This window comes from Aquisalimonas asiatica (assembly GCF_900110585.1).
Lineage (GTDB): Bacteria > Pseudomonadota > Gammaproteobacteria > Nitrococcales > Aquisalimonadaceae > Aquisalimonas > Aquisalimonas asiatica.
Genome location: NZ_FOEG01000003.1, coordinates 191,164 through 217,259, shown reverse-complemented (window position 1 = coordinate 217,259; position 26,096 = coordinate 191,164). Strand labels below are relative to the sequence as shown.

Sequence of the window (26,096 nt, the reverse complement as noted above, 5' to 3'; positions counted from 1 at the left end):
GGCGGACTGGCCTCCCGGTGTTCTTTCCGTAGAATAGGGTGCGTTTCTGTCAGGGAAAGGCCATGCGCACTTTACGTCGATTCGTTCGTATCCCGCTGCTGTTTGTCCATGTGGTTGTTGGTGTCGTGGTGATCCTGGCCGCCACGGGGTGGGATCGGCTGCGCCGGCGTTCGCTCCACCAGGGTCTGGCCCGGCGCATGCAGGTGTTCTGGTGCTGGAGCATCTGTCGGCTGCTGGGCGTGCGTATCCACGTGCACGGTGTGCCCGCGGTGGATCCGCCGGCTCTGTTTGTCAGCAACCACCTGTCCTGGCTGGATATTCTGGTCATCAGCACCCAGTGGCCGGTGTCCTTCCTCAGCAAGTCCGAAGTGCGTGCGTGGCCGGGTATCGGTGCGGTTGCCACGGCGTTGGGCACCCTCTACATCGAGCGTGGTGCGCGTAACGCCTCCGGGCAGGCCAACGCCGTCATGGCGCAGCGCCTGAGCGAGGGTTACCGGGTCATCTTCTTCCCGGAAGGGACCACCAGCGGCGGCAGCGAGCTGTTGCCGTTCCGGCCCCGGCTTTACCAGGCGGCACTGGATGCCGGAGCGCCCGTGCAGCCGCTGGCGCTGTGTTACCTGAACAGGGACGGTGCGTTGAGTGACGCCGCGCCGTTCGTGAACAACGACCCGCTCCTCCGGCACGTGATCCGTCTCGCCGGTGAGCCGCGCACCGACTGCCGCATCAACGTCTGCAGCGCGATCGATGTGGAGGGGCGCAGGCGCAGCGAGCTCTCCGCCCTCAGTCGCGCCGCCATGGCCAACGCGCTCGGGCTGCAGGACGCCGCCGGCACCGGCAATGGCCGCGCCTCCCGGGAGGCGCGGGCGGAGGCGCCGGAGTCCGCCACCGAGGCACGTTAGCCCGATGGTGGACCTGAAGGTCCACCCTACGGGTGCCGTGAGACCCGCGCAGATCTAGGGTGGACGTTCACGTCCACCATTTCGGATTGTCCCATCTCGCGCGGGATGGCCGATGACCGTCCCTCTTGTCGCCCTGCCGTGTGGCTGCTATGTTCAATAATTCATATATACGGATATCCAGATATGCGTGATCCGGAACAATTCTTCCGCGCCCTGTCGGACCCGACCCGCCTGCGCTGTCTGCTCCTGCTCCTGACCGAGGAGCGGCTTTGCGTGTGCGAGTTCGTGCACGCCCTTGATCTGTCGCAGCCCCGGGTGTCACGCCACCTGGGGCATCTGCGCGACCTGGGCATTGTCACCGACATGCGCCGCGGTCAATGGGTGCACTACAGCCTGCATCCCGATCTGCCCGGGTGGGCGCGGGAGGTGCTGGAAACGGTGTTCCGGGCCGAGGCACTGGGCGACGTCCGCCAGCGTCTGGCTACCATGCCGGGCCGCCCGGCCATCAGCTGCGATTGAACCGGGAGTGCGGCCGCTGATGAACGTCCTGTTTCTTTGTACCGGAAACGCTTGCCGTTCCCAGATGGCGGAGGGCTTTGCCCGGCATCTGGCCAGTGAGCGCGTGGTCGTCCAGTCCGCCGGCATCGAGGTGCACGGGCAGAACGAGAGGGCGGTCGTAGCCATGGACGAGCTGGGTATCGACATCACCCCGCAGGCGTCCACGCAGCTCACCGACGCCATGCTGGACGAGGCCGACCTGGTGGTTACGGTATGCGGTCACGCCGACGAGCAGTGCCCGCTGCTGCCGCCGCAGACGCGTAAGCTCCACTGGCCGCTGGAGGACCCGGCCCGGGCGACCGGGACGGACGACGAGATCATGGCGGAGTTCCGCCGCATCCGCGACGAAATCCGGGAACGGGTCACGGAGTTGATGGAGCTGGTAAGCCACGGCGAGTGAGAACGATTCCGGATATTGATCTGGTCGCGGCTTGCGCCGCTCCTACGGCGGCCTTGGCAACAGATGTAGGAGCGGCGCAAGCCGCGACCATTCGAGAGATCGGCGCGCGCATCGAAAGGCGTGACGCGCCATCCGAGCCACGCAACGGAGCACCGCATGAGCCAACCGCACACCACGGCTGACGGCGCGCCGGACATCCGCGAGGGCATGGGCGTGTTCGAGCGCTACCTCTCGATCTGGGTGGCCGTGGCGATCATCGCGGGTGTGGCGCTCGGGCAGTTTGCGCCGGCGGTCCCGGATACCCTGGCGCAGTTTGAATACGAGCAGGTCTCCATCCCGGTGGCCATCCTCATCTGGGCCATGATCTTCCCGATGATGGTGCAGATCGACTTCTCGTCGATCCTCGGTGTGCGCCGACAGCCCAAGGGGCTGGTAATCACCACCACGGTGAACTGGCTCATCAAGCCCTTCACCATGTTCGCCATCGCCTGGTTCTTCCTGATCATCCTGTTCGAACCATTCATTCCCGGTGGTCTCGCGCGGGAGTACCTGGCGGGCGCCATCCTGCTGGGTGCCGCGCCGTGCACGGCCATGGTGTTCGTGTGGAGCCATCTCACCCGCGGGGATGCGGCCTACACCCTGGTGCAGGTGTCGGTGAACGACGTCATCATGCTGTTTGCCTTTGCCCCCATCGTCATGCTGCTGCTGGGGTTGTCCGAGATCATCGTGCCCTGGGAGACCATGGCGCTGTCGGTGTTTCTCTACATCGTCATCCCGCTGACCGCCGGCTACATCACCCGCGTCACGCTGATCCGGCGCCGCGGCATTGAGTGGTTCGGTAACGTATTAATGAAACGGCTGGCCCCGGTGACGCCCATCGGCCTGATCCTGACGCTGGTGCTGCTGTTCTCGTTTCAGGGCGAAGTGATCCTGAACAACCCACTGCACATCGCGTTGATTGCGGTTCCGCTGATCGTGCAGACGTTCCTGATCTTCTTCATCGCCTACGGCTGGGCCAGGGCGTGGCGCGTGCCCCACAACGTGGCGGCGCCAGGGGCCATGATCGGCGCCAGCAACTTCTTCGAGCTGGCCGTGGCCGCTGCCATCGCCCTCTTCGGGGTGCACTCCGGCGCGGCGCTGGCCACCGTGGTCGGCGTGCTGGTGGAGGTGCCGCTGATGCTGGTGCTGGTGAAGATCGCCAACCGCACACGCCATCGGTTCCCGGCCGCCGTGCAGCAGCCGGCGGGCTCCGGCTGAACGCCCGGGTGCCGGCGAGCCCACCGTCACCGCGTAGGAGCGACGTGAGTCGCGACCGTTCCATCGTCCAGTCGGGAGTTCCGAAATGCCCAATGACATGCCGAATATCCAGGACGCCTACCTGGATCGTCCCTCCCTCGACCGCCTGCAGGTGGCGGGGCCGTCCATGCACAAGCCGCGCATTCTGCTGCTCTACGGCTCCCTGCGCGAGCGCTCCTACAGTCGGCTGCTAGCGGAAGAGGCGGCGCGGATTCTCGAGGAGTTCGGCGCCGAGACGCGATTCTTCAACCCGTCGGGGCTGCCGCTTCCGGACGATGCCCCGGCCGATCACCCCAAGGTGGTGGAGCTGCGCGAGCTCTCCGAGTGGTCGGAAGGGCAGGTGTGGTCCAGCCCGGAGCGCCACGGCAACATGACCGGCATCATGAAGGCGCAGATCGACTGGCTGCCGCTGGCCTACGGCGGCGTGCGCCCCACCCAGGGCCGCACCCTCGCGCTGATGCAGGTCAACGCCGGCTCGCAGTCGTTCAATGCCGTGAACAACATGCGTATTCTGGGGCGGTGGATGCGCATGCTCACCATCCCGAATCAGTCCTCGGTGCCGAAGGCCTACGAGGAATTCGACGAACAGGGCCGCATGCTCCCGTCCGCGCTCTACAATCGGGTGGTGGATGTCATGGAGGAGCTGGTGAAATTCACCCTGCTGACCCGCGACATCAGTGAGTACCTGGTGGACCGCTACAGCGAACGCCTGTCCGACGACCGCCCGGTCCAGGTGGCCAACCCCTAGGCGGCCTGCCGATAGTGGACTACGGATCGGCAACCGGTCCGGCGCTGGCGTAGGGTGGACGTTCACGTCCACCATCAACACTCCACCGCCGTTCAATAACCCGACTATCTCAATGCCGATGCGGGCGTGTAAGGCGTTTGTAAGGCCGCCTGTCTCACACTGGCTGCGCGCACAGGAATGGAGACTTGGGCATGAAGGATTTTCAGGTGGGCGGCGCGATCGGGTTGTTGCGGGCAACCTTTCCCTTTCTGGTGTTCCGGTTCCTGATCTATTTCGGGATTACCCTGGCCTACATCCTTGCCGCGGGTGTGGGGTCAGGGGCCGGTTACCTGGTCGGGCATATCGGGGACAACCCCGGGGCGGGGGGTGTCTGGGGCGGGTTCATCGGCTTCGGGCTGATGGGTGCGGTGGTGTACTGGTTCCGGGAGTACCTGTTGTACCTGGTGAAGGCCGGGCATATCGCGGTGCTGGTGGAGCGCATGGACGGCAATGCACTCCCCGAAGGCCGCGGGCAGGTCGAGCACGCCCGGGCGATCGTGCGTGAGCGGTTCGTGGAATCGTCCGTGCTGTTCGGGCTGGATCAGCTCATCAAGGGCATTCTCAAGGCCTTCAACAAGGTCTTCTTCAGCGCCGCGAACATCATTCCCATTCCGGCGGTGCAGGGGCTGGTGCGGTTCGTGGGGACAGTGGTGCGGCTGTCGCTCACGTTCCTGGATGAGGTGATTCTCGCCTACAACATCCGTACCCGGTCCGAGAATCCCTGGGAATCGAGCCGCCGCGCGCTGGTGCTCTACGCCCAGAACTACAAGGCGTTCCTGAAGAACGCGTTCTTCCTCACGTTCTTCGTCTGGGGGCTGACCTTCCTGGTCTTTCTCGTCGCCCTGGGTCCGGTAGCCGGCCTGGTCGCCCTGTTCCCCGGCACGGCAGGCGCCCTGACGCTGGTGCTGGCCCTGGTCTTCGCCTGGGGGATCAAGGCTGCGGTCATCGAGCCGTTCGCCATGGTGGCCCTCATGCAGGTGTTCTTCCGGGTCACCGAGGGGCAGGAACCGAATCCGGAGTGGGAGGCCAGGCTGGACAACGTGTCAGCGCAGTTCGGCGAGCTGAAACAGCGGGCAGGGGAGTGGGCCGGGATGGGTGCGCGGAACGACGCAGCCGATGCGGCGCCGGGCGCCCGGTCCGGGGTGTCATGACATATCAATAACGTGAACAACGCGATCGGAGGCAGTATGCGGAAGGGCATGGCAGTTATGGGGACGGTCGGGGCGAGTGCCCTGTTTCTGGCCGGGTGCGCCACCACGGATGTCAGTGGGCAGAGCGACCAGAACTACGACTTCTCCAGTGTGGAGCGGGTCGCCGTGGTGGCGGTGGAAGGGGCGGATGGCAGCGAAGCCGCCCAGAACCAGGTGGCGGGGATGTTCAACGAGTCACTGCTGCGCAAGGGGTACAGCCCGGTGGAGCGGTCCCAGATTCGCGAAGTCATGGATGAGCAGGATTTCCAGCATGACGACGCCACGACCACCAGCGGGGCCGCCGAACTCGGCCGGATCCTGAACGTGGATACCGCGATCGTCGTGAACGTGCCGCAGTACGGCGACAGCATGAGCATGTCGGCGCAGATGATCGACGTGGACGACGGTGCGGTGGTCTGGTCGGCCTCCGGCAGCGCCGCCAGTCGCGAAGGGCTTTCGAGGCGGTTCGGCCAATTGCTCGGTGGGGCCAGCGGCGCCGTGGCGGGGAGCGAGGTGGACGGCACCATGGGCGCCGTGATTGGTGGTGCCAGCGGCGCCGTCGTCGGGGACATGGCCGGCGAGGCCATGACGCCGGAACAGCAGGAGCAGGCCGCGGAGCTGGTGGTGGAGCTGAGCGACAACATGCCCGATCCGCACTAGGCGGGCTGTGGCGAGACCGTCAGTGATGGTGGACCTGAAGGTCCACCCTACGCGGGTAACGGCCGACGGTGCTCATACGGTGGACGTAAACGTCCACCCTACGTGGGCTGGGCCGCAGGCCCGTAGGGTGGACCTTCAGGTCCACCACGCCCGGAGCAAAGCGCATTCGGTGGACGTTCATGCCCACCAGCCGCGCTACAACAGCAACCACCCGGCGGCGGCGCACGCCGGCACCAGCAGGTAGACCGGAAACCGCGTTCCCATGAGCAGGGCGAAGGCGACGGCGGCAATGGCGAACTCGGTCAGCCCGGTGATGCCGATGCGGATCACCGGGTCCCACAGAATGGCTGCCAGAAGCCCCACGACACCGGCGTTCACGCCCGCGACCGCGCGACGGATCGTGGCGATGCCGCTGATCCGTCCCCACCAGGGCAGCACGCCCATGAGCAGGAGCGTGCCGGGCAGGAAAATGGCGATGACCGCGATGACGCCGCCGATGATGGGCATGTGCGGCTGTGCCTCGGCCCCGAGGTAGCCGGCAAAGCTGAACAGCGGCCCCGGCAGCGCCTGGGCCACGCCGTAGCCCGCAAGAAAGCTGCTGGTGTCGACACCGGCGGGGGCAGCGACCTCCCGCTCCAGCAGCGGCAGCACCACGTGGCCGCCGCCGAACACCAGTGAACCGGCACGGAACACGCCGTCGATCAGGCCCATCAGGCCACCCGGTATGGCAGTGGCCAGGAGAGGCAGTCCGCACAACGCAACGACAAACAGCAGCAGGCTCACGTTGGCGGTGCGTCTCCCGATCGGGATGTCGAGACCGTCATTGCCGGCAGTGGCCTGCGCCTGCATGGGCAGCAGGAACGCCAGCAGCCCGCCCATGACCAGGGCCGAGAGCTGGCCGAAGGGGTTGGCCCAGAGCAGTGCCACCGCGGTGGCTGCGACGACGATGACCACTCGCTGCCAGTCGGGTGCCAGTGACCGGGCCATGTTGATGACGGCATGGGCGACCACGGCCACCGCCGCCAGTTTCAGGCCGTGCAGCCAGCCAGCGCCGGTAAGCGCGTCCGGCCCGGCCGTGCCTAGCGCGACTGCCAGCCCGATCATGATGATGGCGGAGGGGAGGGTGAATCCCAGCCAGGCTGCGAACAGTCCGGGCAGCCCGGCCCGCAGGAGGCCGATGGCCTGGCCCACCTGGCTGCTGCTGGGGCCGGGGAGGAACTGGCACAGGGCGACGATCTGGCCGTACTGCTGGTCGCTCAGCCACTGGCGCCGCTGGACCAGGGCCTCGCGGTAATAGCCGAGGTGGGCGACAGGCCCACCGAAGGAGCTCAGGCCAAGGCCGAGAAAGACCAGAAAGACCTCCAGCGCCGAGCGGCGCCGTACTTCCGGCCCCAGGCCCATCGTCACTCCTTCAGCATGAGCTGTTCCAGTAGCGCCTTCTGCGCATGCAGGCGGTTCTCCGCTTCATCCCAGACCACGGACTGCCGCCCGTCGATGACGTCGGCATCCACTTCCTCGCCGCGGTGGGCGGGCAGGCAGTGCATGAACAGGGCATCCTCCGCCGCCGCTGCCATCAGCGCAGCAGTGACGCGATAGGGCGCGAAGGCGCGCTCCCGGCGTTTCTGCTCCTCTTCCTGCCCCATGCTGGCCCAGACGTCGGTGACTACCAGGTCCGCACCGGCGACGGCTTCGGCCGGGTCACGGTGGATGGAGACGCGCTCCGGTGCCGTGGCGACGATGTCCGGGTCCGGGTCGAAGCCTTCCGGGCAGCCAACGCGCAGCTGGAAGTCGAACAGCGCGGCCGCGTTGATATACGAGTGACACATATTGTTGCCATCACCGATCCACGCCACCGTGCGTCCCTGGATGCTGCCCCGGTGTTCCACGAAGGTCTGGATGTCCGCCAGCAGCTGGCACGGGTGGAAGCTGTCCGACAGCCCGTTGATCACCGGTACGGCGGAGTAGGCCGCAAACCGTTCCAGTGTGTCATGGGCGAATGTCCGGATCATGACAGCGTCGACCATGCGCGAGAGCACCCGCGCGGTGTCCTCCACCGGCTCGCCGCGCCCCAGCTGGCTGTCCCGGGGGCTCAGGAAAATGGCGCTACCGCCAAGCTGATTCATGCCCGCCTCGAAGGAGACCCGGGTGCGGGTGGACGACTTCTCGAACACCATGCCGAGCACCTTGCCGCGCAGGGGCTCGTGCAGCTCGCCGCGCTCGCGCAGCGCTTTCAGGTCCCGCGCACGGTGGATCAGCTGGTGCAGGGCGTCCGGGGTGAAATCCCGCAGGGTGAGAAAATGACCGGCGGTCATGGCGTTACCTCGCGTCGTTGACGAAACCGCGGACGAGGGCGATCACCTGATCGCCGATCCGGTCGGCCTCGTCATCGGAAATGATCAGTGGCGGCAGGAGCCGGATCACCGACTGCGCCGTGACATTGATCAGTAAGTGATCGTCCAGGGCCCGCTTGACCAGGTCGCCGCACGGGTGGTCCAGTTCGATGGCGAGCATCAGGCCGCGGCCACGGATATCCACCACGGCCGGCTCGTCTGCCAGGCCCTCGCGGAACCGGCGCTGCAGGCGCTCGCCGAGCGCTTCGGCCCGCGCCATGAGCTGGTCGGCGTCCAGCGCTTCGAGCACCGCCAGCGCGGCGCTGGCGGCCAGCGGATTGCCGCCGAAGGTGGAGCCGTGGCTACCCGGGCCCAGCACCTCGGCGGCAGCGCCCCGGGCCAGGCACGCGCCGATGGGCACGCCGTTGCCCAGCCCTTTCGCCAGGGTGAGCACATCGGGGGTTACGTTCTCGTGCTGGCTGGCCAGCCAGGCGCCGGTGCGGCCGATGCCGGTCTGCACCTCATCGAGCATCAGCAGCCAGCCGTGGGTGTCGCAGCGTTCGCGCAGGCCCTGGAGGTAGCCGGCATCCGGCACCCGCACGCCGCCTTCCCCCTGGATCGGTTCAGCCAGGATCGCCACGATGCCGTCATGCGCCGCCGCAGCGGCGTCGATGGCGGTGAGGTCGTTGTAGGGCACGCGGATGAACCCGGCCGGCAGCGGGCCGAATCCCTCCTGGGCCCTGGCGTTGCCGGTGGCGGCCAGGGCGGCCAGCGTGCGCCCGTGAAACGCGTGTTCCATCACCAGGATCTTCGGCTCGGCGACCCCCTGGTTGGCGCCGTGAAGCCGTGCCAGCTTGATGGCGGCTTCGTTGGCCTCGGCGCCGGAATTGCAGAAGAACACGCTGTCCATGGCCGTGCGCGCGCACAGACCCTCGGCCAGCTGGTCCTGCAGCGGGACGCCGTACAGATTGGAGGTGTGCAGCAGGGTCTCGGCCTGTTTCTGCAGGGCGGCGGTGACCCGTGGATGGGCGTGGCCCAGGCCGCATACGGCGATCCCGCTCAGGGCGTCCAGGTAGGCGGCCCCGGACTCGTCGCGCAGCCAGGCGCCGCTGCCGTTCGCGAAGCGCACCGGGAGCCGGCCGTAGGTCTGCATCACGTTGTGAGGCATGGCATTTGTACTCACAAAAACAAAAAGGCAGCGCCGAGGGAACCGCCGCAAGCCGCAGGAGGGCGACCGAAGCACGATTCCCGACGGGGGCTGCCGGGAACCGTGGATTATAGGAAGGGCGTGCGGATGGGGCAAGGGAAGGGGAGTCCCCCGGTCGTTTTCAGCGTCGCTGTCAAAGGGTACACTGGATACATGATTAACGATGCACGGCCGTCGGCGCGTCTCCCCCGGCGGTTCTGCTCCGACGACGAAAGAGGTTCCAGGTAATGGACGAGGTTCAGGAAGCCATCAAGAAGCAGGTGGAAAGCCACCCGGTGATTCTTTTCATGAAGGGCACGCCGCAGTTCCCCCAGTGCGGCTTTTCCATGAAGGCATCCCAGGCCCTGGCGGGCTGTGAGGCCGAGTTCGCCTACGTGAACGTGCTCGAGGACGAGCGCATTCGCCAGGGCATCAAGGAGTTCGGCAACTGGCCCACCATCCCGCAGCTCTACATCAACGGCGAACTGGTCGGTGGCTGCGACATCATCCTGGAGATGTTCGAAAGCGGCGACCTGGAATCCATGATTCAGAGCGCCGGCGCGGCTCGCAACGACGCCTGAAGCGTTGCCGTCTACACCGCGGCCTGTTGACGCCCCGGCCCCTCGTCGGGGCGTTTGTCGTTGCGGTGTGCTATACGGGGGTGTTGAAAAAGGCGAGACCCGCCCGCACGTGCTCTGGTAGCGCCCGATAACAACCGAACTCGAATGCGGCGCGGCCCGCGCGGTCGCGCTGCAGACGTTTTTGCAACCAAGGAGGCAGCACAATGGCTTACGATCTTCCGGATCTCCCCTATGCGCACAATGCGCTTGAGCCGCACATCGATGCCAAGACCATGGAAATCCACCATGGCAAGCACCACAACACCTATGTGACCAAGCTCAACGCGGCCGTCGAGAGCCATCCGGACCTCGCATCCAAGCCCGTGAACGAGCTGATCAAGCGCATCAAGGATCTGCCGGCGGACATCCAGACGCCGGTGCGCAACAACGGCGGCGGTCACGCCAACCACACCATGTTCTGGCAGATGATGAGCCCGAACGGTGGTGGCGAGCCGGCCGGCGAACTGGCCGATGCCATCAAGGGCACCTTCGGCAGCCTGGATACCTTCAAGGAAGAGTTCGGCAATGCCGCCGTGGGCCGCTTCGGCTCCGGCTGGGCCTGGCTGGTGCTGGATGGCAGCGGCAAGCTGCGCATCACCTCCACGCCGAACCAGGACAGCCCGCTGATGGAAGACATCGCCGAGGTTCCCGGCACGCCGCTGCTGGGACTGGACGTGTGGGAGCACGCCTACTACCTGAACTACCAGAACCGCCGTCCGGACTACATCGCGGCGTTCTGGAACGTGGTGAACTGGGACGACGTGGCCAAGCGCTTCGCCGCCGCCAAGTAAGTCACCGCCTGTTCTGACCGAAAACCCCGCTCCGGCGGGGTTTTTTTGTGCAGTGTGAGGCGGAGCAGACGCAGGGGTGTTGGACCTGAAGGTCCAACCTACGCATCATCAAACCCCACCACACGGCCCGTAGGTCTCGTAGGGTGGACCTTCAGGTCCACCATCAAACCCCCGCAGCCTCGTAGGGTGGACCTTCAGGTCCACCAGTTCCCTGAGTTATTCCCGCACCATCAGTCCTCGAAGCGCACGATCAGGGCTTCGGCATGGGCTACCTGCGCCCAGGGGCCGAGGGCCCCGACGCCGGCCAGGGCGGCCCATCCCCACTCCTGGGTGCAGCGCGGAATGGTGGACATCTGCGCGGTGCGGTGATCCCGCCAGCGCACATGGACCAGGGCATCCCCGCGGGCCCGCTCCTTGCGCGCCTTCATTTCGTCCATGACCCGCACAGCGATCTGGCCGCAACGCTCCCAGAGATGGCCGCGACGGGTCACCCGGATCGGCGCCACCTCCTTGTAGGTGCGATTGCCCGCCCGGTCGGAGGCGTAGGCGTCGTAGCGGTCGTAGGAGACGTACGTGGGCACCGTGGAGCAGCCCGCGAGCGCCAGGCAGAGCCCGGCCAGGACCAGAATTCGAACCATTGCATGCCTCCTCCAGTTCAAAGGCCCAGACCGACGGTCAGAACGTAACGGCGGTCGCTGTCCTGCCCGGCGAACGCCCCCTGTTCCTCGGCGTAGGTCATCAGCCCGATCCGCAGCATGTGGACCCGCAGATCGACGCCCGCCGTGGGGGCACGCTGATACAGCCCCGCGCGTAGTGCCAGTGCATGACGCCGACGCTCCCACAGATACCATTGGCCGCCAATGCGCAGGCGTTTGAGGTGGTCGCTGTCCTCACCCAGGTCGTGCAGCAGATCGGCGTACTCGGCACTGAGCTGAACGCGTGTGGTACCCGAGGCCGGAGGCTCCACGGCGATCCCGGCCGCCACGGATTGCGGAATGCGCCCGGCGTCGCCGAAATCCAGGTCGCCGACGTTGCGGATCACCGCGCCCACCCGCGGCCGCCAGTGGTACCCGGGCGCCAGGTCGTACTGTATGCCAATATCCATGGCCGATGCATGGCCGGACTGCACGTCGTCGCTGATGTCGCCCCCGTCCTCGGTCAGGTCCACCAGTTCCCGCACGGAGTACGTCTCCCGGACCCGGCGTTTCCGCAGCGTCTTCACGGCGGCGCCGACGGACCAGCGCCCGGACTGGTGGGCGACGCCCAGGACCGGGCCGGATAGCGTGCGCGCGTCCAGCGAGATCAGCCCCTGATCGCCGAAGCCCTGGTGGGTGCGCCCGTCGAACCGGGCTGTGCCCAGCCACGCGGCACTGATCGCCCAGTCCTCGCCCCGCCAGCTGATGTTCGGCACCACGTTGCCGTCCGCATGCAGATTGCGGCCGCGGTAATTACGGACCAGCGCCGAGAGTTCGGTACGCTGTTTCTCGGGGGTGTCTTCATCCAGCGCGGAGCGGAAATCACGGATGAACGACTCCGTGCGGCGGGAGCTGCCCACGGTGGCCACCAGTGGCAGGGTCTGCCAGCCCGGCTCCATCCGGCCGAGGCCGGCGGGGTTGCTGAACAGGGCGTCCGGGTCACCGCCGATGGCGATGTCCGTACCGCCCATGCCCAGGGCGCGCGCGGACTGGTAGACCACCGGGTAGGACTGGTTCAGTGCCGTGGCGGGGCCGGCGAAACAGCAGGCCAGGACGCACGGCAGCCAGGCCCATCTCATCGCCGCAGATACTCCTGCAGTGCCGTGTTGGTGATCTCGAGGATGCCGTCGGCGTCTTCGGGGCAGGCGTTCTCGGTGCCGGCCACGGGGTCACAGATCTCCGCCCGGATGCCGTTCAGGGTTGCCAGTGCCTGGTCGCGCTCGCGGTCGGAGGACACGCCGATCAGGTGGTCGGCTGTCAGGTTGAGCGAGTCCAGCGCCGTATCCTGGACGGTGATGGCCCCGAAGCGGTCGGCACGCGGTACCGGACAGGGCCAGCAGCCGGCATCCGGGTCCGGACCGGTGCACCCCCGTGTGGTCTCGACCTCGCAGAAGCCGTCCATGATGGCCACGGAACTGTCCGGGGTCTCGTCCTGGATCAGGCGAACGCCGGTGCGCGATGACCGGCCCTGACACGCGTCGCCCGGCGCCACCGAGACCCGGATGGGTTGCAGGTTCGCAAACAGGTCGCCGGATTCGAGAAACGCCAGTTCCGGGTGGGCCGTCAGGGTCTCCCACGTCACTGCGCCGGTTGCCTGGCCGTTACGGGTGCCCGCCGCCTGGCAGGTTCCACTGCCCTGATCCAGATCGTCGCGGACCTGGATGGCGCAGGCGGTGATCTCGGCATCGTCGGGGACGCCGCTGGCGTTGCGGTCGTTGTCGCAGGTGAGCCGGCTGCGGTCCAGCCAGACGTCGAGCTGGTCGCCGAGCAGCAGCACCACCGAGCGCGCGAACCGGGCGTAGGCCACCAGCCCGCTGATGAAGCAGGCGTCCTGTTGCAGATCGCTGAGCAGGTCCCGGTTCTGGCGCCGGCACGCGTCACCAAGGCCGTCGGGAAACGCCGTCACCATGCGTTCATGGGATTCCCTGGAGAGATCCAGAAACCGCAGGCCACGCCGTTCCGCGCCCAGCCCGCGCAATGCGCGCAGCACTTCCAGGGCTTTCTCCTGATCCTCCTGGGGGCGGTCGGCGCCGATGGCGATATTGACGATGTCCACCAGGTCGTAGCCGGCGAGCCCGATATAGGCGGCGGCGCGGTTCAGGTCCCGCTCCTCGGGCGACATGGCCGCCTGACAGGCGCGGCTGTCCACCCGGTCGAGCACGCGCTCGTAGCGGCCGTCGTCCAGGTCCTGGGTCACGGCGTACCGGCAGCTCTCGGGGCTGTCGGAATCGGTCAGGCAGCCGCCAAGCAGCGTGGCGGCGACGGCAATCAGCAGGAATGGACGTCCGGGGACAGCTGCGGCCACGAGTTGGTGCGGCTCCCATGTCGGTGACGGGCGATGCGACGGTCCCGTCTTTGCCTTCAGGGAGACATTCCCTCACGGCAGCTGTCAAGCTCAACCCTGGCCGTCGGGAATGCCGATGTGATTGTCCCAGAGGTTGACGATCTCGCAGAACAGGTCGGCCGTCTTCTCCGCGTCGTAGACGGCGGAGTGCGCTTCCTTGCCGTCCCAGCCCATGCCGGCGGTCTTGAGCGCCTTGGCGAGCACCGTCTGGCCGAACGCGAGCCCCGCCAGGGTCGCCGTGTCGAAGCTGCCGAACGGGTGGAACGGGTTGCGGCGGATTCCGCACCGGTCCACGGCGGCGTTGAGGAAGTTGAGGTCGAAGGTGGCGTTGTGGCCCACGAGGATGGCTCGGGTGCAGCCGGTGTCGCGGATTTCCTGGCGGATCGGCTTGAACACCCGCCCCAGGGCGTCCTGCTCGCCATAGGCGATACGCAGGGGGTGGTCCGGGTCGATGCCGTTGATCTCCAGGGACTTGGGGTCGATGTTCGCCCCTTCGAACGGGCGCACGTGCAGGGCGTGGGTCTCGGCCCGGTAGAGCTGCCCCTGATCGTCCATGCGCAGGATGACCGCGGCGATCTGCAGCAGCGCGTCGGTCTGGGAGTTCAGGCCGCCGGTTTCCACGTCCACTACCACGGGCAGGAAGCTGCGGAAGCGCTGGGCGATGGCGGTGCCGGGGGCGTTGGCGATTTCGTTGTCGGACATTGGGTCGTTATCCCGGGGGGGTGGTCGTAAGGGTTGAACGCTGTCAGCTCAGCCGCCAGGGCAGCGTTTCGCCGGCCCGCAGCGGCGCGACCCGGTGCTTGCCGAAGGCGTAGTGCTCCGGCAGCGTCCAGGACTCACGGGTGAGCGTGATGGTGTCGGTGTTGCGCGGCAGGCGGTAGAAATCGGCGCCGAAGTGGCTGGCAAAGCCCTCCAGCCGGTCCAGCTTGCCCGCGGCCTCGAAGGCCATGGCGTACAGCTCGATGGCCGCCGGGGCCGTGAAGCAGCCGGCACAGCCACACGCGGTCTCCTTGTCGTGCAGGGCGTGGGGTGCGCTGTCGGTGCCGAGGAAGAACTTCGGATTACCGGAGGTGGCGGCCTCCACCAGCGCCTGGCGGTCGCGCTCGCGCTTGAGGATGGGCAGGCAGTAGTAGTGTGGCCGGATCCCACCCACCAGCATGTGGTTGCGGTTGAACAGCAGATGCTGGCACGTGATGGTGGCTGCCACCGTGGCCGGTGCATCGCGCACGAACTCCGCCGCTTCCCGGGTGGTGATGTGTTCGCACACCACGCGCAGCTTCGGGTGGCGGGCCAGCAGCGGCGCCAGGCGCTCTTCCAGGAAGCGGGCTTCGCGGTCGAAGATGTCCACGCCTTCCGTGGTGATCTCGCCATGGATCAACAGTGGCATGTCCGCTTCGGCCATGGCGGCGAGGGTGTCGTCGCAACGGGTGATGTCCGTGACGCCGGCGTCGGAGTTGGTGGTCGCGCCGGCGGGGTAGAGCTTGACGCCATGGACGATGCCGCTGGCCACGGCGCGCCGGATCTCGGCCGGGGATGTGTTGTCCGTGAGATAGAGCGTCATCAGCGGCTCGAACCCGGAGCCGGGCGGCGTGGCCGCCAGGATGCGCTCGCGGTAGGCCTTGGCCTCGGCCACCGTGGTCACCGGCGGTTTCAGGTTCGGCATGATGATCGCGCGGCCAAAGCGCTGGGCGGAGAAGGGCACCACGTGCTCGAGCACGTCGCCGTCGCGCACGTGTAGATGCCAGTCGTCCGGACGGGTGATGGTTATGCGGTCCATGGCTGCAGGTCGGCCTTGCGGAAACAGCCGACGAGTATAACGCGCCGGGCGATCTCCGTCGTGGGGCGGTTTGTCATATCGGGGCTGAAGCCCCTCCCACGGGGATGTGGACAATTGTGGGAGGGCTTCAGCCCCGACCGGCTCACTCCATGGGCTGCAGATGCTCCCGGTAGAGCCGCCCGTTCTCCACGTAGTGCTCCGCACCGTGGGCGAGCGCCTCCATCTGCTCCCCGGTGAGCTGCTTGACCACCTTGCCGGGGGAGCCCATGACCACGGAGCCGTCCGGAATCTCCTTGCCCTCCGGGATCAGCGCGTTGGCGCCGATCAGGCAGTTCCGGCCGATCCGGGCATTGTTCAGCACCACGGCGTTGATGCCGATGAGGCTGCCGTCGCCGATGGTGCAGCCGTGCAGCATCACCTTGTGCCCCACGGTCACGTTGCGCCCGATCTCCAGCACGATGCCCGGGTCGGTATGCAGCACACTGCCGTCCTGGATGTTGCTGTTGTCGCCAATGATGATGCGATCGGTGTCGCCGCGGATCACCGCGTTGAACCAGATGCTCACGTCGTGGCCGATGTCCACATCGCCGATCACCGTGGCGTTGTCGGCAATGAAGCATTCCCCGCGCCGGGTGACTTTCCGGTCCTGCAGCTGGTAGAGCATGGGCGTCTCCTCGCGTATGGTCCTGTTCTCTGATCCGGAATAGAGGGCCACATCATGGCACGGGACGACTTTCGTTTGCTGCACAGGGAGCGCGTTCGCTGGGGGGAGGCGGACATGCAGGGCGTGGTATTCAATGCCCATTACCTGACCTACATCGATGTGGGCGTCACCGAGTACTTCCGTGCGCTGAGCGAGGCGGCAGGAGGAGGTGGCGAGGGTCTGGACGGCAATCTGCCCGTGGGCGGCGGCGATTTCTTCCTGGCCCGGACCGAGCTGGACTACCACGCGCCGGCCGAGTTCGACGACATGCTGGAGATCGGCATGCGGATCAAGCGGTTCGGTCGCACCAGCGTGGAGTGGGTCGGCGAAATCCACCGGGGCGGCGACCACCTGATGACCGCGCGCATGGTGTACGTGCACGCGGACGTGGAGACCAAGTCCAGCAAACCGCTGCCCGACGCCTTCAAACAGTTGGTGGCCGCGTTCGAGCGTGTACCACCAGAGGGCGCGTAGGGTGCGTAGGGTGGACCTTCAGGTCCACCAGCCGAGACCCGGCCTTAGACCCGGGGCGCCGATCGGGTGATCCGGTCACGGACACGCTGTGAATACGTCCCTGTACGCTTGCACTGGCCATCCATGGCCAGTGACAGTCCGTGACTGGATCACCCGAACGGCGCCGCGCCGCGATTCAATCGAAAACGATCACGCCCCGCGCGTTGCGCCCCGCCTCCATGTCGGCGAACGCCTGCGGCGCCTCGTCGATGGAATAGGTCTCGGTGACCAGCTCATCCAGCAGCAACTGGCCGCTGGCGTACAGGCCGAACAGCTTCGGGAAGTCGTAGCGCGGCCGTGCCGAGCCGAACCAGCTGCCGCGGATGCCCTTTTCCTGGGCCGGTAGCGAGAGGGTGTTCACCGAGGTCATGTCGCTCTGCGGGGCGACGCCGACGATAATGACCGTGCCGCCCTTGCCCAGGCAGGCGTATGCCTGTTGCGCCACCGCGCCGCGACCGACGCACTCGAAGGCGTAATCCGCGCCGCCGCCGGTGAGTTTGCGCACCGCCTTGTGCACCTTGTCGTCGGCCAGCACCACATCGGTGGCGCCGAAGCGCTTTGCCGTCTCCAGCTTCTCCTCGGACATGTCCACGGCGATGATCTGCCGCGCCCCGGCGATGCGGCAGCCCTGGATGGTGTTCAGCCCCACGCCGCCGGCGCCGAAGACCACGGCCGTGCTGCCCGGCTCAAGCTGCGCGGTGTTGAATACGGCACCCACGCCGGTCATGACGGCGCAACCCACCAGCGCCGCGCGGTCCATGGGGACGTTGTCGGTGACCGGCACCACGTTGTTCACGTGCAGGGTGGCGTACTCGGCCATGACGCCGCAGCCGGAGAAGATGCTCAGGTCCTTGCCGTCGGCGTCCCGCGTGCGCACCGTGCCGTCGGGCAGGGTGGTCAGGGCCGTGTTGACGGTGTCGCAGAGCACCGGGCGGCCGGCGTTGCAGTAGCGGCAGGTGCCGCACATGCTCACGAACGAGGTGATCACCCGGTCGCCGATGCTGAAATCGGTAACGCCCTCACCCACGGCGACCACTTCGCCGGCGCCCTCGTGGCCCAGCACCAGCGGCGGCGGAAAGGCGATCACGCCGGTGGCGGCGGACAGGTCGCTGTGACACACACCGCAGGCGTGTAGCCGGATCATCACTTCGTCACGGCGGGGTGCCTCCACCTGGATGGTTTCGACGCCGATGGGGGTGTTCCAGTCGCGGCAGACAGCGGCGCGGGCGGTCTGGGTCATGAGTCAGTTCTCCGTTGTGTATCATTTTCCGGAAGTGTAACAGGCTTTGGCCGCGCCCTGCATGCCGCGGCTTGCACTTGCTGTCGACAGGCCGGATCATTACGGGCCTTGGATCAAGACCCACGGGAGCCCTGTAATGAGCAAGGTCAACAAAGTTGTGCTCGCCTACTCCGGCGGGCTGGATACTTCAGTGATTCTGGAGTGGCTGAAGGATACCTACAACTGCGAAGTGGTGACGTTCACCGCCGACCTGGGGCAGGGCGAAGAGCTGGAGCCGGCCCGTCAGAAGGCGCAGCAGTTCGGCGTGAAAGAGATCTACATCGACGACCTGCGCGAGGAGTTCGCGCGCGACTTCGTCTTTCCCATGTTCCGCGCCAACGCCATCTACGAGGGCGAGTACCTGCTCGGCACCTCCATTGCCCGGCCGCTGATCGCCAAGCGCCAGGTGGAGATCGCCCGCGAGACCGGCGCCGACGCCGTGGCTCACGGCGCCACCGGCAAGGGCAACGACCAGGTGCGCTTCGAGCTGGGCTACTACGGCCTGGAGCCGGGCATCAAGGTGATCGCCCCGTGGCGCGAGTGGGATCTGCTCTCCCGCGAGAAGCTGCTGGCCTATGCCGAGGAGAAGGGCATTCCCATCGAAGGCAAGAAGGAGGGCGGCTCGCCGTACTCCATGGACGCCAACATGCTGCACATCTCCTACGAGGGCGGCATTCTCGAGGACCCCTGGGCCGAGGCCGAGGAGTCCATGTGGAAGTGGTCCGTGGCGCCGGAAGACGCGCCGGACAAGCCGCAGTACGTGGAGCTCACCTTCGAGCACGGTGACTGCACCGCCATTGACGGCCAGGCCATGAGTCCCGCCGGCATCCTGTCGAAGCTGAACGAACTGGGTGCGGCCCACGGCATCGGCCGGCTGGACATCGTCGAGAACCGCTACGTGGGCATGAAATCCCGCGGCTGCTACGAAACCCCCGGTGGCACCATCCTGCTCAAGGCGCACCGCGGCATCGAGTCCATCACCCTGGACCGGGAAGCGGCGCACCTGAAAGACGAGCTCATGCCCCGTTACGCCAAGCTCATCTACAACGGCTACTGGTTCAGCCCCGAGCGCGAGGCGTTGCAGGCGGCCATCGACCAGACCCAGCAGGTGGTCAACGGCGTGGTGCGGGTGAAGCTCTACAAGGGCGCCGTCTCCGTGGTGGGGCGCAAGTCCGATACCAACAGCCTGTTCGACGAGCGCATCGCCACCTTCGAGGACGACGCCGGCGCCTACGACCAGAAGGACGCCGAAGGCTTCATCAAGCTGAACGCCCTGCGCCTGAAGCTGCAGTCCCGGCACCGGTCGTGACCCACCTGACCACCCCGGCCTGATGGCCGGGGTGGTCGCTCCGCCCGAACGGTCGGACTTGCCATGGAGTGCTCATAAGGGATACAACCGTCACACCACCGGGTTGGTCAAAGACCGCCGGAACCCCCATAACGACAACGACAAAGGGAGGCTTCTGCGCCGCTGGCGAATTCTGTACCCAGCACGTGCAATGACGCCGAACCGGTGCAGCAATCCAGTATGACCGTACCCCCGGAAGGATCCCAAAGCACCATTGCGGAGCCGTCGTGGTTCGACTCGGTCGTACCCCGGCGGCCGGGTGTGGATCTTGTGCAGCGCATCCGCCGCTTTCACCAGGTGGGCCACCGCGGCGTTCTCGTCACCCTGCTCGTGGCCACGGCCATGACCCCCGTCCTCCATGACGTTGTTCCCCTCCACTGGCTACTGACGTGGCTGGCGGCCGTGTGGGGCATCGGTGCGCTGCGGCTGCTGGTCTTTGCGGTGGTGCGGCGCTGGGTCCACGAGCCCGCTGCCCTGCGATGCTGGGCGCGCGTGAGTGTCATCGGCAGCGGGCTTCAGGGCGTTGCGTGGGTGCCGCTGTTGCTGTTCATCGGCGCCGGCGACGGTTCGCTGCCGCTGGCGTTGCTGATAGGGGTGGTGCTGGGGTTGTTTGTTACCGGCATCGTCTCGCTGGTTGGCCTGTATCCACCGGTGTACTGGGCTTACGTGATCCCCGTTGTCGCGGCGGTGGGCGTCTGGCTGCTCTGGCACCCAGACGGGCAGCCGGCGATGGTTGCGGCCCTTGGCCTGGCCGTCACGTTCATGCTGATGGGTGCGGTGGAGAGCAGCCGCCACCTTCGTCGCAGTGTCAGCCGGCGCCGCGAGACCCAGCATCTGGCCGAGGGGCTGGGGGTGGAGAAGCGGCGATTCCAGTACACCCTGGCCTCCATCGGTGATGCCGTGATCACCACGGATGCCGAGGGGGCCATCGACTACATGAACGCGGCCGCCGAGGCGCTCACGGGCTGGTCGTTCGTCGGAGCGTCCGGGCGGCGTCTGCAGGAGGTGGTCGCGCTGACGGAGGAATCGCCCGGCAATTCGCTGGACGTTCTCGTCGAGACCTGCCTGGCGCGCGGCACCCCGGTGCACCGGTCCGATGATGCCTATCTCCACGCCGGGCGCCGCGGCGACGAGCGGGTGGTGCAGGTCGGGGTGTCTCCGATTCAGGAGGAACCGGGGGAGACCCGCGGCCTGGTGGCCGTCATCCGCGATGTCACGGAGCTCCGGGGCATGGCGCGGCAGGTCCGTTACCAGAACCGCTTCGACAGTCTCACCGGGCTGCCCAATCGCGGTGAGTTCGAGACGCAGCTGGATGCGGAGCTCAGTCGTCGCAGCAGTGGATTGCCGGTGGTCTGCTGGTTCGACCTGGATCGCTTCAAGCTGGTCAATGACTCCTGTGGCCACACGGCCGGCGATGAGCTGCTCCGCCAGGTGGCGGAACAGATTGTGGCCTACCTGCGCCAGGGTGACCTGCTGGCCCGCGTGGGCAGTGACGAGTTCGCCCTGCTGCTTCGTGACACCTCGCTGGATGAGGCGACCGAGCTGGCCGGGGCGATTCGCGACCACATCGCCGGCTTCCGTTTCGCCTGGGGCGGGCGTGTCTTCAACCCCGGCGCCAGCGTGGGCGTCGTGCCCGCCGCGCGCGGCGAGACCGCGGGCACCCTGCTTGCCGCCGCCGACGCCGCCTGCTACGTCGCCAAGGAACAGGGCCCGAATCAGCTGCACGTCGCCTATCCGGACGACATCGCCCTGGCAACCCGGAACAGTCAGGTGGAGTGGGCCACCCGGGTGCAGGCGGCCCTGGACGAAAACCGGTTTCGCCTCCGTTTCCAGCGCCTCCAGGCCCTGCAGCCGGAGCTGCCGGAGAAGGTGGAGCTGCTGGTCAGCATGGTGGATGAGCAGGGCGGCATCGTGAGCCCGGGGCAGTTCCTGCCCGCCGCCGAACTGTTCGGCATGATGCCGGCGCTGGATCGCCGCGTCGTGGCGCTGGCCCTGGACGTGATCAATAATCCGCCGCCCGCCCTGGGGGACGTGGATCAGTTCGCCATCAATCTCTCGGGGCAGTCGCTGAACGACCCGGCCTTCCTCGGGTTCGTGCTTGAGACACTGCGGGAGACGGGCGTTGACGCATCGCGCATTTGTTTCGAGATCACCGAGACGGCCGTTATCAGCAACCTGGCCCGGGCCCAGGAGTTCATCGCCGCGCTCGCCGAGCACGGTTGCCGTTTCTCCCTGGATGATTTCGGCAGCGGGTTGTCGTCCTTCGGCTATCTCCGTGCGCTGAACGTCGACTACCTGAAGGTGGACGGCCAGTTCGTGCGTGACCTCGCCAGTGATTCCGTTGACCAGAGCATGGTCCGCTGCATCAATCAGGTGGGGCACACCATCGGCATGCTCACCGTGGCCGAGTTCGTGGAAAGTGGGCAGGCGCTGGAGCAGGTGCGCGCCCTCGGTGTCGATTATGCGCAGGGCTACGCAGTTCACCGCCCCGAGTTTCTGTAGCCTCCCACGACAAGGACGCGCACCTTGCGTTAGCATCACGGCATCCACGGACAGGTCGACACGCGTGATGCGGGTGATGAAGCGGGGAGATGCACATGTTTCAGAGCCTTAAGGCCCGATTTTCCACACGCGGTGGTCATCAGGACGACCGACTCAATCACTGTGACGATCTCCACAAGCTCGACCGGCTGCGGCAATATGCCAAGGAGCGGGGTGTGCGCCAGCGTGCGGATGCGCGCTACCGTGCTCTGCTGGTGGGTGGTGATGCCAGCCTGCGTCTGGAGGCCCGCGTGGCCGCGGTGCGGGAGTGTACCGATGCGGCCGTGCTCGCCTACGTGGCGCGCAGCGCCCGCGAGGAATCCCTGCGCCGGGAAGCGGTGGAACGCCTTGGCAGCGACCGGGTGCTGATGGAAGTCGCCCTCAATGATTCGGTCGTCCGCCTGCGCCGCCGGGCCGTGGCGCTCATGAACGATCCGGCGCTGCTGGAAGACGTGGTCAGCCGGTGCCGGGCAGGTGAGCGGCGGGTTGCCCGGGATGCGGCGCAGCGCCTTCGCGAGCTTGCCGACTGCGCCTGAAGGAGGGAGCCGGTGGCACGTTGGCCTCGGGTGGTGGGCAGACAGCTGACACGTGCACTATGGGGGGCGTTGTTCAGCGTGCCGGCGGCGCGCCGCTACTTTGGCCGCCGCTTCTTCGATTCCATTCCCCACAGCCGGCGGATCGGTTTACACGTGACGCGGGTGGGCCGGCGCGCCTTCACCGCCGGCGTCGACTACCGGGACGAACTGGTGGGCAATCCCTACACCGGGCATCTGCACGGTGGCGTGCTGACGACGCTGATCGACCAGACCAGCGGCGCCGCCGCGTTTTTCAGCCGTTCGCCGCCGCAACTGGTGGCCACCCTGGACCTGCGCATCGACCACCTGCGCCCGGCTGCGGCGGGCAAGGGCGTGGAGGCGCGGGCGGAGTGCTACCACCTCACACGCCATATCGCCTTCGTGCGGTGTGTTGCCTATGACGAGGACCCGGATGATCCGGTCGCCACGAGCGTGAGCGCGTTCATGCGCAATGGCCCGGTGCCCTTGGGGCGGGGTTTCCGGCGCTGAATGCCGGGAATGGATGGTGGACCTGAAGGTCCACCCTACGTCTGACTACGCCTTGCGCTGGAGGGTTGGTGATGGTGGACGTAAACGTCCACCCTACGCGCCCGTCACGGCCGGCACCCGTAGGGTGGATGTTCACATCCACCATCACCCATCCCGAACTACATGTTCGGGTAATTCGGCCCGTCACCGCCCTGCGGCACCACCCAATGGATGTTCTGGGTGGGATCCTTGATGTCGCAGGTCTTGCAGTGCACGCAGTTCTGCGCGTTGATCTGCAGCCGCGGGTTGGAGCCCTCGTCGTCCCGGACGATTTCGTACACGCCGGCGGGGCAGTAGCGCTGCTCCGGCGCGTCGTAGGTCTCCAGGTTGATCTCCACCGGCACGCTCTGGTCCTTGAGGGTCAGGTGGGCCGGCTGGTCCTCTTCGTGGTTGGTGTTGGAGATGAACACCGACGAGAGCTTGTCGAAGGTCAGCTTGCCGTCCGGCTTCGGGTATTCGATGGGCCGGAACTCCGACTTCGGCCGGATCTGCTCGTGGTCCGCGTGGTTCGGCAGCGTCCACGGCGCCTTGCCCCGGAACAGGTAGGTGTCGATGGCGGAGTAGGCCATGCCGCCCCACAGGCCCCACTTGGCCATGGCCGGGCGGATGTTGCGCACGCGGTAGAGCTCGTCCCAGATCCAGGAGGCCTTGAGGCCGTCCAGGTAGCTGGTGACCTCCAGCCCCGGTTCGTCCTTCTCCTGCAGCGCCTTGAACACCGCGTCGGCGGCCACCATGCCGGACTTCATGGCGTTGTGGGTGCCCTTGATCTTGGGCACGTTCAGGAAGCCGGCGGAGTCACCGATCAGCACGCCGCCGGGGAAGTGCACCTTCGGCATGGACTGGAACCCGCCTTCCACCAGGGCACGGGCGCCGTAGGACACGCGCCGGCCACCTTCCAGGTACTTGCGGAACGCCGGGTGGGTCTTCAGCCGCTGCATCTCGTCGAAGGGCGAGAGGTAGGGGTTCTTGTAGTCCAGGCCGATGACGTAGCCGATGGAGACGAGATTGTCTTCCAGGTGGTACATCCAGGCGCCGCCATAGGTCTTGCTGTCCACGGGCCAGCCCACGGAGTGCACCACCTTGCCCTGCTCGTGCTGCTCGGCCGGGATCTCCCACAGCTCCTTGATGCCGATGCCGTAGGTCTGCGGGTCGGAGTCCTTGTTCAGCCCGAAACGGCCGATCACTTCCTTGCTGGCGGAGCCGCGGCAGCCCTCGGCGAAGAAGGTCTGCTTGGCGTGCAGCTCGACGCCCGGCTCGTAGTTGGGGCCCGGGCTACCGTCGGCCTGGATACCCATGTCGCCGGTGGCGACGCCCTTGACCGAGCCATCCTCGTTGTAGAGCACCTCGGCCGCGGCGAAGCCCGGGTAGATCTCGGCACCGGCACCCTCGGCCTGTTCGGCGAGCCAGCGGCAGACATTGCCCAGGCTGACGATGTAGTTGCCGTGGTTGTGCATCTGCGGCGGCGTGGGCAGCTTGTACGACTTGCTCTCGGTGAGCAGCAGAAAGCTGTCGTCGCCGGCCGGCGTATTCAGCGGCGCGCCCTTGTCCTTCCAGTCGGGGATGAGCTCGTTCAGCGCGCGCGGCTCGATCACGGCGCCGGAGAGGATGTGCGCACCCACTTCCGAGCCCTTCTCCACGACGCACACGGCGAAGTCGTCCTTGCCGGCCTCTTCGGCCAGCTGCCGCAGCCGGATCGCCGCGGACAGCCCCGCGGGTCCGGCGCCGACGATCAGGACGTCGAATTCCATGCTCTCGCGTTCTACGGCCTCGTGCTCTGCCATTCTAGTGCCTCCTGGTGTCGTGCGGTGCCCGGTGGCACCCGTGGTGGCCCGCGCACCGCACGCGCCCGGTCGTTGCCGGGCCGTGTGTTATTCGTCGGTGAACGCCTGGATGCCGGTGATCGACCGGCCCAGGATGAGGGCGTGGACGTCGTGGGTGCCCTCGTAGGTGTTCACCGCTTCCAGATTCATCACGTGTCGGATCACATGGTACTCATCGGAGATGCCATTGCCACCGTGCATGTCCCGGGCGGTGCGCGCAATGTCCAGTGCCTTGCCGCAGTTGTTGCGCTTGAGCAGGGAGATCATCTCCGGCGCCCAGTTGCCCGAGTCCATGAGCCGGCCAAGCTGCAGGGAGCCCTGCAGGCCGATGGTGATCTCGGTGAGCATGTCCGCCAGCTTTTTCTGGATCAGCTGGGTGGCGGCCAGCGGCCGGCCGAACTGCTTGCGGTCGAGGGTGTACTGGCGGGCCTGGTGCATGCAGAACTCCGCCGCACCCATGGCGCCCCAGCTGATGCCGTAGCGGGCCTTGTTCAGGCAGCCGAACGGCCCCTTGAGGCCTTCCACGTTGGGCAGCAGGTTCTCCTCCGGCACGAACACCTCGTCCATGACGATCTGGCCCGTGATGGAGGCGCGCAGGGAGAACTTGCCTTCCAGCTTGGGCGCGGACAGGCCGGTCATGCCCTTTTCAAGAATGAAGCCGCGGATCTTGCCGTCGAGCTTGGCCCACACCACGAACACGTCGGCGATGGGGGAGTTGGTGATCCAGGTCTTGGAACCGGAGAGCTTGTAGCCGCCGTCCACCGCCTTGGCGTGGGTCTTCATGCCGCCCGGGTCGGAGCCGGCGTCCGGCTCGGTGAGGCCGAAGCAGCCCACCCATTCGCCGGTGGCCAGCTTCGGCAGATACTTCTTGCGCTGCTCCTCGCTGCCGTAGCTGTAGATGGGGTGCATCACCAGCGACGACTGCACACTCATGGCGGAGCGGTAGCCCGAGTCCACCCGTTCCACTTCCCGGGCGATCAGGCCGTAGCTCACGTGATTGACGCCGGCACCGCCGTACTCTTCCGGAATGGTGGGGCCGAGAAAACCCAGCTCACCCATTTCGGTCATGATCTCGCGATCGAAGCGCTCGTGGCGGTTGGCCTCGAGCACGCGCGGGAACAGCTGGTCCTGGCAGTAGTCGTGGGCCGAGTCACGCACCATGCGCTCTTCGTCGGCAAGCTGGCCGTCGAGAAGCAGGGCGTCGTTCCAGTGGAATCGGTTCATGGAGAATCTCCGCAGTGGTTGGTCGAGCGGCC

General features: G+C 66.8%; 26 protein-coding genes. 14 read left to right on the top strand and 12 right to left on the bottom strand.

Annotated elements, in window-relative coordinates; genetic code table 11:
- The first annotated feature begins 62 nt into the window (after nt 1–62).
- From BMZ02_RS08840 to BMZ02_RS08810, 7 genes are all read left to right on the top strand, one after another.
- Nucleotides 63–899, top strand: a complete 837-nt coding sequence (locus tag BMZ02_RS08840) for a lysophospholipid acyltransferase family protein (protein WP_091642400.1) — start codon at nt 63–65, stop codon at nt 897–899.
- 183 nt (nt 900–1,082) lie between these two features.
- Entirely contained in the window at nt 1,083–1,418 is a 336-nt protein-coding gene (locus BMZ02_RS08835) for a metalloregulator ArsR/SmtB family transcription factor (RefSeq protein WP_091642396.1), read from the top strand.
- Nucleotides 1,419–1,437: 19 nt separating this feature from the next.
- Complete coding sequence (gene arsC, locus BMZ02_RS08830; protein WP_091642394.1) at nt 1,438–1,857, top strand: arsenate reductase (thioredoxin); 420 nt, start codon at nt 1,438–1,440, stop codon at nt 1,855–1,857.
- Nucleotides 1,858–2,013: 156 nt separating this feature from the next.
- Nucleotides 2,014–3,114, top strand: a complete 1,101-nt coding sequence (gene arsB / locus BMZ02_RS08825) for an ACR3 family arsenite efflux transporter (RefSeq protein ID WP_216110771.1) — start codon at nt 2,014–2,016, stop codon at nt 3,112–3,114.
- Between the two features lie 85 nt (nt 3,115–3,199).
- Nucleotides 3,200–3,901 carry an arsenical resistance protein ArsH gene (gene arsH / locus BMZ02_RS08820; protein WP_091642391.1) on the top strand — a complete coding sequence of 234 codons (702 nt, stop codon included), beginning with the start codon at nt 3,200–3,202 and terminating at the stop codon, nt 3,899–3,901.
- A gap of 191 nt (nt 3,902–4,092) precedes the next feature.
- On the top strand, nt 4,093–5,091 hold the full coding sequence (locus tag BMZ02_RS08815) for a hypothetical protein (RefSeq protein ID WP_091642389.1): 999 nt from the start codon (nt 4,093–4,095) through the stop codon (nt 5,089–5,091).
- Nucleotides 5,092–5,139: 48 nt separating this feature from the next.
- Nucleotides 5,140–5,790: a glycine zipper domain-containing protein gene (locus BMZ02_RS08810; protein WP_171909869.1), complete on the top strand. Its 651-nt coding sequence runs from the start codon at nt 5,140–5,142 to the stop codon at nt 5,788–5,790.
- Nucleotides 5,791–5,985: 195 nt separating this feature from the next.
- Here the strand turns inward: BMZ02_RS08810 and chrA are convergent, their stop codons facing one another.
- Genes chrA through BMZ02_RS08795 form a run of 3 tightly spaced genes read right to left on the bottom strand, consistent with a single transcriptional unit; the run spans nt 5,986 to nt 9,288 of the window.
- Complete coding sequence (chrA, locus tag BMZ02_RS08805) at nt 5,986–7,191, bottom strand: chromate efflux transporter (RefSeq protein ID WP_091642383.1); 1,206 nt, start codon at nt 7,189–7,191, stop codon at nt 5,986–5,988.
- Between the two features lie 2 nt (nt 7,192–7,193).
- A complete protein-coding gene (gene argF / locus BMZ02_RS08800) occupies nt 7,194–8,102 on the bottom strand; it encodes an ornithine carbamoyltransferase (protein ID WP_091642380.1) in 909 nt (302 codons plus the stop codon).
- Between the two features lie 4 nt (nt 8,103–8,106).
- Complete coding sequence (locus tag BMZ02_RS08795; RefSeq protein WP_091642378.1) at nt 8,107–9,288, bottom strand: aspartate aminotransferase family protein; 1,182 nt, start codon at nt 9,286–9,288, stop codon at nt 8,107–8,109.
- A gap of 266 nt (nt 9,289–9,554) precedes the next feature.
- Between BMZ02_RS08795 and grxD the strand changes: the two genes are divergently transcribed.
- A complete protein-coding gene (gene grxD, locus BMZ02_RS08790) occupies nt 9,555–9,887 on the top strand; it encodes a Grx4 family monothiol glutaredoxin (protein ID WP_091642375.1) in 333 nt (110 codons plus the stop codon).
- 203 nt (nt 9,888–10,090) lie between these two features.
- A complete protein-coding gene (locus BMZ02_RS08785) occupies nt 10,091–10,717 on the top strand; it encodes a superoxide dismutase (protein ID WP_091642372.1) in 627 nt (208 codons plus the stop codon).
- A gap of 230 nt (nt 10,718–10,947) precedes the next feature.
- Here the strand turns inward: BMZ02_RS08785 and BMZ02_RS08780 are convergent, their stop codons facing one another.
- The 6 genes from BMZ02_RS08780 to BMZ02_RS08755 form a co-directional block, all read right to left on the bottom strand.
- Nucleotides 10,948–11,355 carry a hypothetical protein gene (locus BMZ02_RS08780; RefSeq protein ID WP_091642369.1) on the bottom strand — a complete coding sequence of 136 codons (408 nt, stop codon included), beginning with the start codon at nt 11,353–11,355 and terminating at the stop codon, nt 10,948–10,950.
- A gap of 17 nt (nt 11,356–11,372) precedes the next feature.
- The gene (locus BMZ02_RS08775) at nt 11,373–12,491 is read right to left on the bottom strand and encodes a PorV/PorQ family protein (protein WP_091642367.1); all 1,119 of its coding nucleotides are present in this window, start codon (nt 12,489–12,491) and stop codon (nt 11,373–11,375) included.
- A complete protein-coding gene (locus BMZ02_RS08770; protein WP_091642365.1) occupies nt 12,488–13,717 on the bottom strand; it encodes a hypothetical protein in 1,230 nt (409 codons plus the stop codon). The genes BMZ02_RS08775 and BMZ02_RS08770 overlap by 4 nt, the downstream gene beginning before the upstream one ends.
- Before the next feature lie 90 nt (nt 13,718–13,807).
- The gene (rnt, locus tag BMZ02_RS08765) at nt 13,808–14,458 is read right to left on the bottom strand and encodes a ribonuclease T (RefSeq protein WP_091642362.1); all 651 of its coding nucleotides are present in this window, start codon (nt 14,456–14,458) and stop codon (nt 13,808–13,810) included.
- 43 nt (nt 14,459–14,501) lie between these two features.
- A complete protein-coding gene (pyrC, locus tag BMZ02_RS08760; protein WP_091642360.1) occupies nt 14,502–15,533 on the bottom strand; it encodes a dihydroorotase in 1,032 nt (343 codons plus the stop codon).
- Between the two features lie 142 nt (nt 15,534–15,675).
- Complete coding sequence (locus BMZ02_RS08755) at nt 15,676–16,197, bottom strand: gamma carbonic anhydrase family protein (protein WP_091642358.1); 522 nt, start codon at nt 16,195–16,197, stop codon at nt 15,676–15,678.
- Nucleotides 16,198–16,251: 54 nt separating this feature from the next.
- Between BMZ02_RS08755 and BMZ02_RS08750 the strand changes: the two genes are divergently transcribed.
- Nucleotides 16,252–16,710, top strand: coding sequence for an acyl-CoA thioesterase (locus tag BMZ02_RS08750; RefSeq protein ID WP_091642355.1), 459 nt, complete (start codon nt 16,252–16,254; stop codon nt 16,708–16,710).
- A 175-nt stretch (nt 16,711–16,885) separates the two neighbouring features.
- Here the strand turns inward: BMZ02_RS08750 and BMZ02_RS08745 are convergent, their stop codons facing one another.
- Complete coding sequence (locus BMZ02_RS08745) at nt 16,886–17,989, bottom strand: zinc-binding dehydrogenase (RefSeq protein ID WP_091642353.1); 1,104 nt, start codon at nt 17,987–17,989, stop codon at nt 16,886–16,888.
- A 136-nt stretch (nt 17,990–18,125) separates the two neighbouring features.
- On the opposite strand from BMZ02_RS08745, the gene BMZ02_RS08740 reads away from it, so the two are divergent.
- From BMZ02_RS08740 to BMZ02_RS08725, 4 genes are all read left to right on the top strand, one after another.
- Entirely contained in the window at nt 18,126–19,337 is a 1,212-nt protein-coding gene (locus BMZ02_RS08740) for an argininosuccinate synthase (RefSeq protein WP_091642350.1), read from the top strand.
- Nucleotides 19,338–19,637: 300 nt separating this feature from the next.
- Nucleotides 19,638–21,878, top strand: a complete 2,241-nt coding sequence (locus BMZ02_RS08735) for an EAL domain-containing protein (RefSeq protein WP_171909868.1) — start codon at nt 19,638–19,640, stop codon at nt 21,876–21,878.
- A 95-nt stretch (nt 21,879–21,973) separates the two neighbouring features.
- Nucleotides 21,974–22,453 (top strand): hypothetical protein, encoded by a 480-nt coding sequence (locus tag BMZ02_RS08730; protein WP_091642345.1) that lies wholly within the window; start codon nt 21,974–21,976, stop codon nt 22,451–22,453.
- 12 nt (nt 22,454–22,465) lie between these two features.
- Nucleotides 22,466–22,981, top strand: coding sequence for a PaaI family thioesterase (locus BMZ02_RS08725; protein WP_245753991.1), 516 nt, complete (start codon nt 22,466–22,468; stop codon nt 22,979–22,981).
- 158 nt (nt 22,982–23,139) lie between these two features.
- On the opposite strand, the gene BMZ02_RS08720 is transcribed toward BMZ02_RS08725, so the two are convergent.
- Both BMZ02_RS08720 and BMZ02_RS08715 read right to left on the bottom strand, forming a co-directional pair.
- Nucleotides 23,140–24,801 carry an electron transfer flavoprotein-ubiquinone oxidoreductase gene (locus BMZ02_RS08720; protein ID WP_091642342.1) on the bottom strand — a complete coding sequence of 554 codons (1,662 nt, stop codon included), beginning with the start codon at nt 24,799–24,801 and terminating at the stop codon, nt 23,140–23,142.
- Between the two features lie 87 nt (nt 24,802–24,888).
- On the bottom strand, nt 24,889–26,064 hold the full coding sequence (locus tag BMZ02_RS08715) for an acyl-CoA dehydrogenase (protein ID WP_091642340.1): 1,176 nt from the start codon (nt 26,062–26,064) through the stop codon (nt 24,889–24,891).
- Between the last annotated feature and the right edge of the window lie 32 nt (nt 26,065–26,096).

Excerpts from the sequence above, each read along its gene's own strand:
- BMZ02_RS08795 (WP_091642378.1), bottom strand. The coding sequence starts at position 9,288 with ATGCCTCACAACGTGATGCAGACCTACGGCCGGCTCCCGGTGCGCTTC.
- arsB (WP_216110771.1), top strand. The coding sequence starts at position 2,014 with ATGAGCCAACCGCACACCACGGCTGACGGCGCGCCGGACATCCGCGAG.
- BMZ02_RS08785 (WP_091642372.1), top strand. The coding sequence starts at position 10,091 with ATGGCTTACGATCTTCCGGATCTCCCCTATGCGCACAATGCGCTTGAG.
- BMZ02_RS08720 (WP_091642342.1), bottom strand. The coding sequence starts at position 24,801 with ATGGCAGAGCACGAGGCCGTAGAACGCGAGAGCATGGAATTCGACGTC.
- BMZ02_RS08750 (WP_091642355.1), top strand. The coding sequence starts at position 16,252 with ATGGCACGGGACGACTTTCGTTTGCTGCACAGGGAGCGCGTTCGCTGG.
- arsH (WP_091642391.1), top strand. The coding sequence starts at position 3,200 with ATGCCCAATGACATGCCGAATATCCAGGACGCCTACCTGGATCGTCCC.
- BMZ02_RS08755 (WP_091642358.1), bottom strand. The coding sequence starts at position 16,197 with ATGCTCTACCAGCTGCAGGACCGGAAAGTCACCCGGCGCGGGGAATGC.
- rnt (WP_091642362.1), bottom strand. The coding sequence starts at position 14,458 with ATGTCCGACAACGAAATCGCCAACGCCCCCGGCACCGCCATCGCCCAG.
- chrA (WP_091642383.1), bottom strand. The coding sequence starts at position 7,191 with ATGGGCCTGGGGCCGGAAGTACGGCGCCGCTCGGCGCTGGAGGTCTTT.
- argF (WP_091642380.1), bottom strand. The coding sequence starts at position 8,102 with ATGACCGCCGGTCATTTTCTCACCCTGCGGGATTTCACCCCGGACGCC.
- BMZ02_RS08730 (WP_091642345.1), top strand. The coding sequence starts at position 21,974 with ATGTTTCAGAGCCTTAAGGCCCGATTTTCCACACGCGGTGGTCATCAG.
- BMZ02_RS08715 (WP_091642340.1), bottom strand. The coding sequence starts at position 26,064 with ATGAACCGATTCCACTGGAACGACGCCCTGCTTCTCGACGGCCAGCTT.
- BMZ02_RS08835 (WP_091642396.1), top strand. The coding sequence starts at position 1,083 with ATGCGTGATCCGGAACAATTCTTCCGCGCCCTGTCGGACCCGACCCGC.
- BMZ02_RS08780 (WP_091642369.1), bottom strand. The coding sequence starts at position 11,355 with ATGGTTCGAATTCTGGTCCTGGCCGGGCTCTGCCTGGCGCTCGCGGGC.
- BMZ02_RS08775 (WP_091642367.1), bottom strand. The coding sequence starts at position 12,491 with ATGAGATGGGCCTGGCTGCCGTGCGTCCTGGCCTGCTGTTTCGCCGGC.
- BMZ02_RS08740 (WP_091642350.1), top strand. The coding sequence starts at position 18,126 with ATGAGCAAGGTCAACAAAGTTGTGCTCGCCTACTCCGGCGGGCTGGAT.
- grxD (WP_091642375.1), top strand. The coding sequence starts at position 9,555 with ATGGACGAGGTTCAGGAAGCCATCAAGAAGCAGGTGGAAAGCCACCCG.
- BMZ02_RS08810 (WP_171909869.1), top strand. The coding sequence starts at position 5,140 with ATGGCAGTTATGGGGACGGTCGGGGCGAGTGCCCTGTTTCTGGCCGGG.
- BMZ02_RS08745 (WP_091642353.1), bottom strand. The coding sequence starts at position 17,989 with ATGACCCAGACCGCCCGCGCCGCTGTCTGCCGCGACTGGAACACCCCC.
- BMZ02_RS08815 (WP_091642389.1), top strand. The coding sequence starts at position 4,093 with ATGAAGGATTTTCAGGTGGGCGGCGCGATCGGGTTGTTGCGGGCAACC.
- pyrC (WP_091642360.1), bottom strand. The coding sequence starts at position 15,533 with ATGGACCGCATAACCATCACCCGTCCGGACGACTGGCATCTACACGTG.
- arsC (WP_091642394.1), top strand. The coding sequence starts at position 1,438 with ATGAACGTCCTGTTTCTTTGTACCGGAAACGCTTGCCGTTCCCAGATG.
- BMZ02_RS08840 (WP_091642400.1), top strand. The coding sequence starts at position 63 with ATGCGCACTTTACGTCGATTCGTTCGTATCCCGCTGCTGTTTGTCCAT.